The following is a 15057-nucleotide window of genomic DNA, read 5'->3' on the forward strand; positions in this document are numbered from 1 at the left end:
ATTTGAGATGAGGTGAAGTTATGGGTGAATTTAAAATAAAATCAAAGTTTAAGCCTATGGGAGATCAACCAAAAGCTATAGATAAGTTAGTTAAATCTATTAATGAGGGAAATGAATTTCAAACTCTTTTAGGTGTTACAGGTTCAGGTAAAACTTTCACTATGGCAAATATAATAGAAAGAGTTCAAAAACCTACAATAGTGTTAGCACATAATAAAACATTGGCAGCACAACTTTGTTCAGAGTTTAAGGAGTTTTTTCCAGATAGTATAGTTGAATATTTTGTTTCTTATTATGACTATTATCAGCCAGAAGCTTATGTACCTCAAACAGATACATTTATTGAAAAAGATGCATCTATAAATGATGAAATAGATAAGCTTAGACACTCAGCAACATCAGCATTATTTGAAAGAAAAGATGTAATAATAGTTGCTTCAGTATCTTGCATATATGGATTAGGTAATCCAGATGAGTATAAAAAGCTTACAATAAGTCTTAGACAAGGTATGATAAAAGATAGAGATGAAGTAATAAAGAAACTTATTGAAATCCAATATGAAAGAAATGATGTTGATTTTTCTAGAGGAACATTTAGAGTTAGAGGAGATTCTTTAGATATTATTCCAGCATCATCTTCAAGCAAAGGAATAAGAGTAGAATTCTTTGGTGATGAGATTGATAGAATTAGGGAGTTTGATGTTCTTACAGGAAAAATTTTAGGAGAAAGAAATCATGCGCAAATTTATCCAGCATCTCACTTTGCTGCATCAAAAGAAGTTTTAGATAGGTCAATAAATAGAATAGAAGAAGAACTTGAAGACAGGCTTAAAGAGCTTAATTCACAAGATAAGTTGCTTGAAGCTCAAAGGCTTAGACAAAGAACTAATTTTGATATAGAAATGATAAGAGAAATGGGATATTGTAGTGGGATAGAAAATTATTCAAGAATACTAGATGGAAGAGCGCCAGGAACTCCACCAAAAACATTGTTAGACTATTTTCCAAAAGATGATTACTTAATGTTTATTGATGAAAGTCATGTGACGCTTCCTCAAGTTAGAGCTATGTATGCTGGAGATAGATCAAGAAAAGATTCGCTAGTTGAATATGGATTTAGACTTCCATGTGCATATGATAATAGACCATTAAAATTTGAGGAGTTTGAAAAGAAAATAAATCAAGTTGTGTTTGTTAGTGCTACACCTGCAAAATATGAAGAAGAACATTCAAAGGTTGTGGCAGAACAAATAATAAGACCTACAGGACTTTTGGATCCTGAAATTGTTATTAAACCAGTAAATGGACAAATAGATGATTTGTATAGTGAAATAATAAGTACAACAAAGAGAGGTTTTAGAACCTTAATAACAACATTAACTAAAAAAATGGCAGAAGACTTAACTAAGTATTTAATAGAACTTGGTGTAAAAACAACTTATATGCATTCAGATATAGATACAATTGAAAGAATGAAAATAATAAGAGATTTAAGACTTGGAAAATATGATGTTTTAGTTGGAATAAACCTTTTAAGAGAGGGACTTGATATTCCTGAAGTTGCTTTAGTTGCAATTTTAGATGCTGATAAAGAAGGATTCTTAAGATCAGAGACTTCACTTATTCAAACAATAGGAAGAGCAGCTAGAAATTCAGAAAGTAAAGTAATAATGTATGCAGATACAATAACAGGTTCAATGGATAGGGCTATTAAAGAAACAGAAAGAAGAAGAGAAATACAAAAGGAATACAATAAAGAGCATAATATAGTTCCAAAGACAATAATAAAGGATGTAAGGGAAGTAATAGAAGCTACTAAAGTGGCTGAAGAAGAAACTAAGTATGAAATAGAACATCAACCTAAAAATATGACTAAGAAAGAAAGAGAAGATTTAATTAAGAAATATACAGATGAAATGATGGATGCTTCTAAAAATCTTCAGTTTGAAAGAGCTGCTGAACTTAGAGATATGATAAATAAACTTAAAAAATAATAAAAAGCTAATCGGTATTTTAAAGATTATCGGTTAGCTTTTTTATTTATAAGATAGACCAAATTTATAAATTATTAAAGGAAAATAATTAAATAACAGAAGTGTTTTAATAAAAAAAGTGAAAGAAATATAACAGAATATAATTAAATAATATGATAAAATTATTTTGTATATAATTTAGGAGGCGTTAATTATGAAAGATGAAAGATTACTTAGAATAAAAGAAACAGCTGAAAAATATTACAGAGATGGACAACTGTTCTGTTCAGAATCTATAGTTAAAACTTTAAAAGATGAATTTATGCCAGAGTTAAGTGATGACGTAATAAAATTTGCATCAGGATTTCCAGTAGGAATAGGGAGAGCTGGATGTACATGTGGAGCTTTAACAGGTGCTGTAATGGCTATAGGAATGATATTTGGTAGAAATGAACTAGGTGGAGAAGAGGTAAATAAGACTTTAGAACTATCAAAAGAATTACATGATAGATTTAGAGAAGCAAATAAGCTAACTTGCTGTAGTGTGTTAACAAAAGGTATGGTTATGGGTTCAAAAGAACACAAAGATCAATGTGTAAGATTTACAGGAGAAATGGCAGAGGCTGCTGCTGAAATAATAATAAGAGAAAAAAATTTATAATAAAGAGTTTATACATAAATGAAATAAAAGCTAAACAATATAATATTATATTGTTTAGCTTTTTTTATTCAAATAAAGTATATAATTATTAAATAATATTAATTATTAAAGAACTGAATGAATGGTATAATTGACAATAAAGAGAGATAAATTTAAAATTAATAATGAGAATATATGTTCGTGTATTTAATTATAAACTTAAGTTAAAAATAGATTTATAAGTTAAAAGAGAGGTAGTTATATGAAAGATAAAATTATAATAAAAGGAGCTAAAGTACATAATTTAAAAAATGTTAGTTTAGAAATACCTAGAGATAAGTTAATTGTATTTACTGGACTTTCAGGTTCAGGTAAATCATCATTAGCTTTTGATACATTATATGCTGAAGGTCAAAGAAGATATGTGGAATCTCTTTCAGCTTATGCAAGACAGTTTTTAGGTCAAATGAATAAACCAGATGTTGAAAATATCGAAGGATTATCACCAGCTATATCAATAGACCAAAAAACAACAAGTAAAAATCCTAGGTCAACAGTTGGAACTATAACAGAAATATATGATTATTTAAGATTGCTTTACGCAAGAGTAGGAATTCCACATTGCCCAAAGTGTGGAAAAGTAATAAGCAAACAATCTGTAGATCAAATAATTGATAAAGTTATGGCGTTAGAAGAGAGAACAAAAGTTCAAATTTTAGCACCAGTTATAAGAGGTAGAAAAGGAGCTCATGAAAAATTATTAGAAAATATAAAGAAAAATGGTTTTATAAGAGCAAGAATAGATGGTGAGGTATATGACCTTACGGAAGATGAAGTAAAATTAGAAAAGAATAAAAAACATAATATAGAAGCAATTGTAGATAGATTAATAATAAAAGAAGGAATAGAAAAAAGGTTAACTGATTCAATAGAAACGGCATTAAAGCTTGGAGAAGGATTAGTTATTATTAATGAGATAGGTGGAGAAGATACTCTTTATAGTGAAAATTTTGCTTGTCCTGATTGTAATATAAGTATTGAGGAATTAGCACCTAGAATGTTTTCTTTTAATTCACCTTTTGGTAAATGTGATTATTGTGATGGACTTGGTTCATTAATTGAAATAGATGAAAATTTAATAATACCAAATAAAGATTTAAGTATAATGGAAGGTGCCATAGCTTGTTGGGGTGAAGGTAGACTAAAAGAAGATTCATGGACATTTGCCTTTTTAAAAGCTTTAAGCAAAGAATATAACTTTGATTTAAATACACCAATAAAAGATTTATCAAATGAAGTTGTTAAAGTATTGTTATATGGAACAGAGGGTAAAAGATTAAAGGTTGATTATGTTAAAGATGGTGTAAAAGCAACATATAATTCTGTATGGGAAGGTGAAATAAATGCCCTTCAAAGAAGATATAGAGAAACAAATTCAGATTTAATAAAAGGTGAAATAGAACAATACATGAGTAATAAACATTGTCCAAAATGTAAGGGGGCAAGACTTTCAAAGGAAGCATTATCTGTAACTGTTGGTGATAAAAATATTTATGAATTTACTCAAATGTCTATAAAAGATGAATTAGATTTTATAAAATCTATAAAATTTTCAGAAAAAAATAAAATAATAAGCGAGCAAATATTAAAAGAAATTATTAGTAGATTAGAATTTTTAGTTAATGTAGGATTGGATTATTTAAATCTTTCAAGAAATTCAGGTACATTATCAGGTGGAGAGTCTCAAAGAATAAGACTTGCTACACAAATAGGTTCAGCCCTTATGGGTGTTTTATATATTTTGGATGAACCAAGTATAGGACTTCATCAAAGAGATAATGATAGACTTATAGGAACACTAAAACATTTAAGAGATGTTGGTAATACAGTAATAGTTGTAGAACATGATGAAGATACAATGAGAGCGGCTGATTACATTGTTGATATTGGTCCAAGAGCTGGAGAGCATGGTGGAGAAATTGTTGCGGCAGGTACATTAGAAGAAATAGAGAAAAATGATAACTCAATAACTGCTCAATATTTAATAGGAAAGAAAAAAATAGAAGTTCCAAATGAAAGAAGAAAAGGTAATGGAAATAAAATTACTGTAGTTAAAGCTAAAGAAAATAATCTAAAAAATGTAACGGTAGACTTTCCACTTGGAGTATTGACTATGGTAACTGGAGTATCAGGTTCAGGAAAGAGTACATTAGTTAATGAAATTCTTTATAAAGGATTAAATAAATTAGTTAATAAGAGTAAAAATTCAGTTGGAAATCATAAAGAAATTAAAGGTTTTGAAAATATAGATAAGATAATAGATATAGATCAAAGTCCTATAGGAAGAACACCACGTTCAAATCCAGCCACTTATACAGGTACTTTTGATATAATAAGAGAATTATTTTCGCAAACACCAGAAGCAAAAATGCGTGGATATAAACCAGGAAGGTTTAGCTTTAATGTAAAGGGTGGAAGATGTGAAGCTTGCTCAGGAGATGGAATTATAAAAATTGAAATGCAATTTTTATCTGATGTATATGTACCTTGTGAAGTTTGTAAAGGAAAGAGATATAATAGAGAAACTTTAGAGGTTAAATATAAAGGTAAAAATATAGATGATGTTCTTAATATGACAGTAGAAGAAGCGTTAGAATTTTTTGAGCATATACCAAGAATAAAAAATAAGCTTCAAACATTATATGATGTAGGACTTGGTTATATAAGACTTGGTCAACCATCAACACAATTATCAGGTGGAGAAGCACAAAGAATAAAGCTGGCATTTGAACTTTCAAAGAGAAGTACAGGAAAAACTTTATATATATTAGATGAACCAACAACAGGTCTTCATATAGACGATGTTAATAGATTAGTTGGAATACTACAAAGGTTAGTTGATTCAGGAAATTCAGTTATTGTTATAGAACACAATTTAGATATGATAAAATGTGCTGATTATATAATAGATTTAGGACCAGAAGGTGGAGATAAAGGTGGTACCATCTTGGGAACAGGAACACCTGAAGAAATATGTAACATAAAAGATTCATATACTGGCCAATATTTACGTAAGATATTAAAGTAAAATAAAATTATGAAATAATTAGCTAGGTTTTAAGATATTTTACTTAAATACCTAGTTAATTATTATATAGTTTATTAATTGTAAGATAAATGTATGAATTTAATGGTATTTTGGTGTATAATCAAAAAGATAAAGTATTTTTTTTGAGGTGAAAAGATGGATTTTTCAAAATTTATTGCAGGTGTATTTGGAATAATTTTTATAGTAATATTATATTTCATAATTGTATACGCCTTAAAAATAATGGCTAAAGATGTTAAAAGCGGTGGAAATCCAAGTACTGCCAATAAAAAAGCTAGCAATAGAAGACCTATACCTAATAAAAAGAGATATCTAGGTATAGAAATAGTAAAGGCTGGTGAAAATACATCGCTAAAAGTTGGGTCGGTAGTCCCTATAAGAGATTTAGCCACAATAGGTAGAAGAAGTAACAATACCATAGTGTTAACTGATAAATATGTATCAGGAAACCATGCTAGAATAATGGCAAAAAATAATGTACTTATTTTAGAAGATTTAAATAGTACTAATGGAACATATTTAAATGGTGAAAAAATAAATGGTAAGGTTAAGTTATTTCCAAAAGATCAAATTGCTATAGGAACAGCTATATTCAAGGTTATTCCTTAGATAGTGGTGGGGTGATTAAATGAAAAAAGACAATAAAGAAAGAATAATGCTTGGATTAACATATTTATTATGTATAGCTCTTTTTACTAACCTAGCACTTTTAAAAGCTCCTATAGATAAAGATGCATTATATTTAGGTGGAATATTATGTGTAGTTATATTTATTGCTAATTTGATTGTAAGAAAATTTTACCCAGAGGGAGATAAGTTTATTCTTACATTTTCGTGTATTTTAGTAGTTATAGGTATAGCTATGCTTTATAGGCTTGATCCAAAGGTTGCAGAAAAACAACTTATTTGGTTTTTAGCAAGTATAGTAGTATTTATTATAGTACTTAAAGCATTTCCTAACTTTAAAAATTTTGCTAAGTATAAAAATTTATACATGATTGGTGTAATAGTGTTTATGCCTATGGCACTTTTATTTGGTAAAGTAGTTTTTGGAGCTAAAAACTGGGTAATAATAGGTCCTATAAGCTTTCAACCTTCAGAGTTTGGTAAAATAGCATTGGTTTTGTATTTAGCAGCTGCTCTTAAGGAATATAAGGTTGGGGATAATTCAAAGGGGAACTTTAAAAATCTTATAAGACCAGGACTTGTAGTAATGTTTAGTTTAGGTTGTATGGTTCTTCAAAGAGATTTAGGGTCTGCACTTATTTTCTTTGGAATATCCGTAACTATGCTGTATATTGCAACAGGAAAGAAAAAGTATATATTTACATGTTTAGGACTTTCAGTAATAGGTTCAATTGGAGCATATAAATTTTTTGGACACGTAAGAGATAGAGTTTTAATATGGAAAAATCCATGGGAATATGCTCAAGATCAGGGATATCAAATAGTTCAAGGTCTATATGCTATTTCTTCAGGTGGAATGTTTGGATCAGGACTTGGAGAAGGGTATCCACAATATGTGCCAGTACATACAACAGACTATATCTTTGCGATAATATGTGAAGAACAGGGTATGATATTTGGTATAGGAATAATGATATTATATTTCTTATTATTTTATAGATGTATAAGAACAGCATTTGTAACTGATGATGAATTTTCACAATTAAGTGCAGTAGGATTTAGTGCTATGATAGTTTGTCAGGTACTTGTTATTATTGGTGGAGTATTTGCAGTAATACCATTAACAGGTATAGCATTACCTCTTATTAGTTACGGTGGTTCATCAATATTAACAATGTTTTTTGCATTAGGAATATTACAGAAAATATCAGAGGAGGGCTAGAATGAAAGGTGATATTAAAAATAGTGTAACAAAAGTAATGATTGTTTTCTTATTTTTACTTATAGCCCTTATATCATATATGGCTTATTTTCAGGTGTTTAAAGCTCCTAAAATTTCAGAGATGCCAGGTAATCAAAGATCATGGGCTAAGAGAAATGAAGTTTTAAGAGGGGAAATAAAAGACCGAGATGGGAATGTAATTGCAAAAAGTGTAAGAGAAAAAAATAATACTCAAAAGAGAGAATATGAGTATGGAGCTTTGTATGCTCATCCAATAGGATATGTTGATAGTAGATTTGGAATATCAGGGCTTGAAAATTCTTATGATAAACAGCTTACAACTTGTACATCATCAAGTTTCAATGAATTACTTCATAATTTTAGTATAGATAATTTAAAAAAAGCTTTTGAAAATAGAAATAATGATAAAAATAAAATAGGAAATACAGTAATTACTACTCTTGATACAAATTTACAAAAAATAGCGTATAATGCATTAGGAAATAATAGAGGTGCAGTTGTAGCACTTAATCCTAAAACAGGAGAAGTTATAGCATCTGTTTCAAAGCCTAGTTTTAATCCAAATAATTTAGAAGCTGAAATGAAGAAAGCAAATTCAGGAGATAAATTAAATAGTCCACTTATGAATAGAGTTACAGCAGGAAGATATCCACCTGGATCAACATTTAAAATAATAACAACTGCAAGTGCTCTTGAAAATATTCCAGATGTTACAGGCAAGACCTTTAATGATAGTGGTGAAATTAAATTCCAAGATGGAAAAAATTTAGCTAATGCAGGTGGAGCTTCATATGGAAATATTGATTTAAGAAAGGCATTTATAGTTTCAAGTAATGTTGTTTATGGAACACTTGCTATGCAACTTGGAAATGATAAGTTATTAAAAACAGCAGAAAATTTTGGATTTAATAGTCAGATACCAGCAAATGGTTTTACTATATCTCCAAGTGAATTTCCAAAGCTTGAAAGTTATCAAATTGGTGATATAGCAAGAAGTGGTATTGGGCAAGCAAGTATACTTGCAACTCCTATACAAATGGCACTAGCAACTTCAGCAGTTGCAAATAATGGTGTTATAATGGAGCCACAATTAGTAAAAAGTGTTGTTGATGACAAAGGAAAAACTGTTGAAACAATGAAATCTAAAGAATATAGAAAAGCTATGACTGAAGGTCAAGCTACAATTATTAAAGGATATATGCAAGGATTGGTTCAAAAAAATGTAAAAAGTGGAAAGTGGAGTTTCTTTGATGGAATAAATGCTGCTGGTAAAACTGGAACAGCAGATCACAATAATGCAGATGGTAGTCCTGCAACTCCACATTCTTGGTTTGTTGGATTTGCTCCGGCAAATGATCCTAAGATAGTTGTGGCAGTCATAGTTGAAGAAGGTGGATTTGGAGCTGGAAAAGCTGCAACAGTTGCTGGAAAAGTAATGAATAGTGAATTAAACAAATAAAAAAGAGCATTTATAAATGCTCTTTTTTATTTATTTAATTTATCTATAATTTAATTATATTTTTATTTTGCTTAAGTGATATAATTATTTATATAATAATTATTATAGCTTGGAGGTGATTAGAATTTTTGATTTTGAATATCAATTAAAGATATTACCAGATAATCCAGGTGTTTATTTAATGAAAAATAATCTTGGAGAAATAATTTATGTTGGTAAAGCAAAAAATTTAAAAAATAGAGTAAGGCAATATTTTAGAAATTCAAAAAATCATTCAGAAAAAGTAAGAGCTATGGTAAAGAATATAGCTGAATTTGAATATATAATTACTGATTCTGAAATTGAAGCATTAATATTAGAGTGTAATTTAATAAAAAAGCATAGTCCGAAATATAACATATCTTTAAAAGATGATAAATTTTATCCTTTTATAAAAATAACTACTAATGAAGACTTTCCAAGAGTTTTTATAACAAGAAATTTTGCAAAAGATGGTAATAAGTATTTTGGACCTTATACTAATGGAGCTGCCGTATATGAAACTATAAATTTAATAAGAAAAGTTTTTCCAATAAGAACTTGTAAAAGATCTATAACTGAAGATGGAGAAAGAACAAGGCCTTGTTTAAATTTTCATATAAATAAATGCAATGCACCTTGTGGCGGTTATGTCTCGAAGGTTGATTATGGAAAAATGATAAATTCAGTAATTGATATATTAAATGGAAAAGATAAAGATGTTACTAAAGAGCTTAAAGAGAAGATGGAAGAGGCTGCTAATAATTTAGAATTTGAAAAAGCAGCATCTTATAGAGATAAAATATTAGCAATCGATACTTTAGTTCAAAAGCAGAAAATGTTTAAAATAACTGATGAAGATGAAGATTTTATAAATATATATAGTGATGAAAAAGATAGCTGTGTTCAAGTTTTCTTTTTAAGAGAAGGAAAAGTAACTGGAAGAGAGCATTTTATGATTGAAAATACTTCTGGTGAAGAAGAAAGCGAAGTTATATCTAAATTTATAGTTAGTTTTTATAGTGGGGTTTCTAAAATACCTAAGAATATATATTTACCATATGTTGATGATCATGATATTTTGGAAGAATTATTAACAATAAAAAGAGGATCGAAGGTTTGGATTAAAATTCCTAAAAAAGGCGAGAAGAAAAGTATGTTAGATATGGTAAAGGAAAATGCTAAAATAACTTTACAGCAATTTAAAGATAAAATTTTAAAAGAAAAAGAAATAAATAAAATTTCTTTAGAAGAACTTGCGCAGTTACTTAATTTAGACGATATCCCAAATAGGATAGAAGCTTATGATATATCTAATATACAAGGGGTAGATTCTGTAGGAAGTATGATTGTTTTTGAAAATGGTAAAGCAAAAAATAGTGATTATAGAAGGTTTAGAATAAAAACTGTAAAAGGTGCCAATGATTATGATAGTATGAGAGAAATATTGGCAAGAAGATTTGAACATGGTTTAAAAGAAATAAAAGAGATTCAAGAAAGAAACTTAGTATTTTCAAATGGCAAATTTTCTAACTTTCCTGATTTAATAATGATGGATGGAGGAAAGGGACAAATTAATATAGCTTTAGAAGTTCTAAATAAACTAGGGATAGAAATACCTGTATGTGGACTTGTAAAGGATGATAAGCATCAAACTAGAGGTATTATATATAATAACGAGGAGCTTATAATAAATAGAAGTTCAAATCTTATGCAACTTATAAGAAGAATACAAGATGAAGTACATAGATTTGCAATTACATATCATAGATCACTTAGGGATAAAAGAACACTTCATTCTATATTAGATGATATACCTAATATAGGGGCAAAGAGAAGAAAAGAGCTTCTTATGAAATTTGGTAGTGTTGAAAATGTTAAAAAGGCAACTTTACAAGAATTATTGGATACGCCGAGCATAGATAAAAAAGCAGCTAAAAGTATAATAGAATATTTTAATGGAACTAAAATTTAATTAAAATAATATAAATGTAATAGTAAAAGACTTGTTTTAATTTCCAATTTAGAATATACTAATTAATTGTAAAAAAAATATATTTCAAGGAGTTTTATGGATGAATAAGTATAGTGGATTATTCAAAAACATATATTCAGAAAATCAAATAGAGTTAAATGCAAAAATGCGTGATCATATATATTTCAAGGTTGGTGGACCAGTAGATGTGTTGCTTAAGCCTAATACAAAAGAGCAAGTAGTTAAAACTATAAAAGTTTGTTTAGAAAATAACATTCCTTATTATGTTATAGGAAATGGTTCAAACTTACTTGTTAAAGATGGTGGAATAAGAGGAGTAGTAATTAAGCTTACAGAACTTAATTCAATAAGAGTAGAAGGTAATAAGATTATTGCTGAAACTGGAGCACTTTTAAAGGATGTTTCAAATGAAGCTTTAAACAATAAGTTAACAGGTTTGGAATTTGCTTGTGGTATACCAGGATCTATCGGTGGAGCTGTATTTATGAATGCAGGTGCTTATGGCGGAGAAATTAAAGATGTTATTGAAAGTGCAGAAGTATTATTAGAAGATGGAAGTATAGTAAGTCATAATAATGAAGAGTTAAAATTAGGATATAGAACTTCAAAAGTTATGACTGAAAATGGAATAGTTTTAGAAGCTACTTTTAATTTAAAAAATGGTGAATATGATGATATAAAGAATGTGGTTGAAGACTTAACTCAAAAAAGAGAATCTAAACAACCGTTAGAATATCCATCAGCAGGAAGCACATTTAAAAGACCAGAGGGATATTTTGCAGGAAAATTAATTCAAGATGCTGGACTTAAAGGTTATTCAATAGGTGGAGCAGCTGTATCATCAAAGCACTCAGGCTTTGTTATAAATAAAGGTGGAGCAACAGCTAAAGATATATTAGACCTTATAGCTCATATTCAAAAAGAAGTTAAAGATCAATTTGGAGTAGATCTTCATCCGGAAGTTAGAATAATAGGAGAAGATTTATAATTTAATAATTTATAATTTTTAAATAAGCTCATTTTTATGAGCTTATTTTTTATATATTTAATATCAAAAATAATTTTATATTTAATAATGAAAAAAATAAAGAGTTTATTAAGTTATTTAAATAGTCTATAAAATATAAAAGTAGTGATTTATAATATAATTTATTGCTAATATTATAATAGCTACATTGAAGGTTAGATTATATATTAAAAAGTATATATGATATAATTATATATATAGGACTTTTAAAGGAGGAGTAAGTATGAGATTCGTAATAGTTACAGGATTATCAGGAGCAGGAAAGACAGAAGCAACAAGAAGTTTAGAAGATTTAGGATACTTTTGTGTTGATAACCTTCCACCACAATTAATACCAAAATTTGCTGAAGCATGTAAGAATGGAAATATAGAAAAAGTAGCAATAGTTACTGATATAAGAGGTGGAATATTCTTTGATGATTTATTTGAGAGCTTAGTATACTTAAAAAATAATGATTTTAAATATGAAATTTTATTTTTAGAAGCATCAAATGAAGTATTAGTAAAGAGATTTAAAGAAGCAAGAAGAACACATCCTCTTTCACCAAAGTCTCGTGTACTTACAGGAATAATTGAAGAAAGAAATAAACTTAGAGAAGTTAAAGATAGAGCTGATGTAATAATTGATACATCAAAGTATGCAATTAGAGATTTAAGGGAAAAAATGAATTCATATTATGGTTCAGCAGAAGAGCCAGATAAAGAACTTTCAGTAACTGTTTTAAGTTTTGGATTTAAATATGGTATACCAGTTGATTCAGATTTAGTATTTGATGTTAGATTTATTCCAAATCCATTTTATATACCGGAGTTAAAGCAGTTTTCAGGTTTAGAAGAGCCGGTTCAAAAGTATGTTTTAGAGCAAAAAGAAACAGAAGGCTTTTTGGAAAAACTTATGGATATGCTTAAATTTTTAATTCCTAATTACACTAAGGAAGGAAAGAGACAGCTTATTATTTCAATAGGATGTACAGGGGGAAGACATAGATCTGTTGCAATAGCTAATAAAGTTTATGAGCTTTTATCAAAAGAAGGATATAAAACAGGCATTGAGCATAGAGATATAATTGAAGATGTAAACAAGGGAGAAAAGAAACTATGAGGCTCTCTGATTGGATTAAACCTGGCATTAGAGTTAAGAGATGGATTGCATTTGGATTATTTGGAGTGCTTTTAATAGCATTTGGATTTAATGAATTAGTTACTCATAGAGTTTATGATATTTATTATAAATTATTTTATATATGTCTTAATGTTACTGGGATATTTGTTATATATATATCAATAACAGAGGGAATGAAGTCTGTTATTGCACTTATGAATAAAGGTTATATAAGAATGTCTTTAGATAGTAGAAAGATAGAGACGTTAATAACTGAAAAAAGACTTTTAGTAAAAGGTCCCAAAATAGTTGTTATAGGTGGTGGCACTGGACTTTCAACAATGCTTAGGGGCTTAAAATATTATACATCAAATATAACAGCTATAGTTACTGTTGGTGATGATGGTGGAGGTTCTGGAGATTTAAGAGAAGATCTTGGAATGTTACCACCAGGTGATATAAGAAACTGTATATTGGCATTAGCTGATACTGAACCTTTGATGGAAGATCTTCTTCAATACAGATTTAAGGATGGAAGGCTTAAAGGACAAAGTTTTGGTAACTTATTTTTAGCTGCCATGGATGGAGTTTCAGGAAACTTTGAAGAAGCAGTACAAAAGATGAGCTCCGTTCTTGCTGTAACTGGTAAAGTTTTACCTGTTACATTAGATGATATGAAACTAATTGCAGAACTTGAAAATGGAAATACTATAATAGGTGAATCTTATATACCAGAAGAAGCTATAAAGCAGAAATCAAAAATAAATAAGTTATCTATTGAACCTAAAGATGCTAAACCTTTAGAGGAAGCAATTAAGGCAATAGAAGAAGCTGATGCTATAGTTATGGGACCAGGAAGTTTATACACAAGTGTTCTTCCAAATCTTTTAGTAAATGGTATTGTAAGCACAATAAAGAAATCAAATGCTTTTAAAATATATATATCTAATGTAATGACACAACCAGGAGAAACTGATGGATTTAATGTATCGGATCATATAAAAATTTTAAGAAAATATGGTGGGAAAAATATAGTTGATTGTGTTATTGCAAATGTAGGTAGTATAAGCGATTTTATGAAGGAAAAGTATAAGGAAAAAGGATCAGAACCTGTTAAAATTGATAATAAAAAACTAAATGATCTTGGAATCGACATAGTTGAGAAAAATCTTGTAAGAGTAAGTAAAGGAACTATAAAGCATGATTCAGATTATTTAGCACAAGTATTAGTTGAAACTATAATGGAAAAGAAATTATTATATGATAGAAAGAAAATAATTGAGTACATGTACCTTTCACAACGTATAAAAGAGAGAGATAAGACAGAAAAGAAACATAAAAGAGAAAGTACTAATAGTCAAGAAAATTAGTATTTGATTATTTAAATAAAAAGAGCTAAATAGAATTCTTAATATTTAAGGATTTTTCTATTTAGCTCTTTTTTATTGTTATTTTAATTTAAAAATAGAAAATAAATAGTTTTAGAATTTTATTTATGGACATGTAATTTTCGAAATTAATATAAGTATATATAAAATATAATATTAATCTTAAAATTTTAATGATTTTAATTTAACATTATATGTCAATAAAAATTTTTAGAATTAATATTTATGAATTAAACATGAAGGTAGGTATATTATGAAAAGGTCAAGTGGAATTTTAATGCATATATCATCTTTGCCAGGGAAATATGGAATAGGAACATTAGGAAAAGAAGCATTTGAATTTATAGATTTTTTAAATGAGGCTGGACAAACTTATTGGCAAGTATTACCTTTAGGGCATACAAGTTATGGAGATTCACCTTATCAATGTTTTTCTGCATTTGCAGGTAATCCATATTTTATTGATTTTGATAAT

11 protein-coding genes are annotated in these 15057 nt (G+C 28.4%); all 11 read left to right on the top strand.

The genetic code is table 11. The annotated features are described in order from the left end of the window. The first annotated feature begins 20 nt into the window (after nt 1–20). A complete protein-coding gene (gene uvrB, locus Q4E08_RS02200; RefSeq protein ID WP_303127742.1) occupies nt 21–1994 on the top strand; it encodes an excinuclease ABC subunit UvrB in 1974 nt (657 codons plus the stop codon). 193 nt (nt 1995–2187) lie between these two features. Continuing rightward, nucleotides 2188–2634, top strand: coding sequence for a C-GCAxxG-C-C family (seleno)protein (locus tag Q4E08_RS02205; RefSeq protein WP_303127744.1), 447 nt, complete (start codon nt 2188–2190; stop codon nt 2632–2634). Between the two features lie 241 nt (nt 2635–2875). After that, complete coding sequence (gene uvrA, locus Q4E08_RS02210; RefSeq protein ID WP_303127747.1) at nt 2876–5701, top strand: excinuclease ABC subunit UvrA; 2826 nt, start codon at nt 2876–2878, stop codon at nt 5699–5701. Nucleotides 5702–5857: 156 nt separating this feature from the next. Next, a complete protein-coding gene (locus Q4E08_RS02215) occupies nt 5858–6331 on the top strand; it encodes an FHA domain-containing protein (protein WP_303127750.1) in 474 nt (157 codons plus the stop codon). A gap of 19 nt (nt 6332–6350) precedes the next feature. Further along, nucleotides 6351–7571 (top strand): FtsW/RodA/SpoVE family cell cycle protein, encoded by a 1221-nt coding sequence (locus Q4E08_RS02220; protein WP_303127752.1) that lies wholly within the window; start codon nt 6351–6353, stop codon nt 7569–7571. A 1-nt stretch (nt 7572) separates the two neighbouring features. Further along, nucleotides 7573–9051: a penicillin-binding protein 2 gene (locus Q4E08_RS02225; protein ID WP_303127754.1), complete on the top strand. Its 1479-nt coding sequence runs from the start codon at nt 7573–7575 to the stop codon at nt 9049–9051. A 124-nt stretch (nt 9052–9175) separates the two neighbouring features. After that, nucleotides 9176–11044 (top strand): excinuclease ABC subunit UvrC, encoded by a 1869-nt coding sequence (gene uvrC, locus Q4E08_RS02230; RefSeq protein ID WP_303127826.1) that lies wholly within the window; start codon nt 9176–9178, stop codon nt 11042–11044. 100 nt (nt 11045–11144) lie between these two features. Further along, entirely contained in the window at nt 11145–12053 is a 909-nt protein-coding gene (murB, locus tag Q4E08_RS02235; RefSeq protein ID WP_303127756.1) for a UDP-N-acetylmuramate dehydrogenase, read from the top strand. 262 nt (nt 12054–12315) lie between these two features. Next, a complete protein-coding gene (gene rapZ / locus Q4E08_RS02240; RefSeq protein ID WP_303127758.1) occupies nt 12316–13194 on the top strand; it encodes an RNase adapter RapZ in 879 nt (292 codons plus the stop codon). Then, a complete protein-coding gene (gene yvcK, locus Q4E08_RS02245) occupies nt 13191–14564 on the top strand; it encodes a gluconeogenesis factor YvcK family protein (RefSeq protein WP_303127761.1) in 1374 nt (457 codons plus the stop codon). The genes rapZ and yvcK overlap by 4 nt, the downstream gene beginning before the upstream one ends. A gap of 271 nt (nt 14565–14835) precedes the next feature. Beyond that, nucleotides 14836–15057, top strand: a 222-nt coding sequence (locus Q4E08_RS02250) for a 4-alpha-glucanotransferase (protein WP_303127766.1), incomplete at its 3' end; no start/stop codon positions are given.

The sequence above is a fragment of the Clostridium sp. genome, from assembly GCF_030532265.1.
Classification (GTDB): Bacteria; Bacillota; Clostridia; order Clostridiales; family Clostridiaceae; genus Clostridium.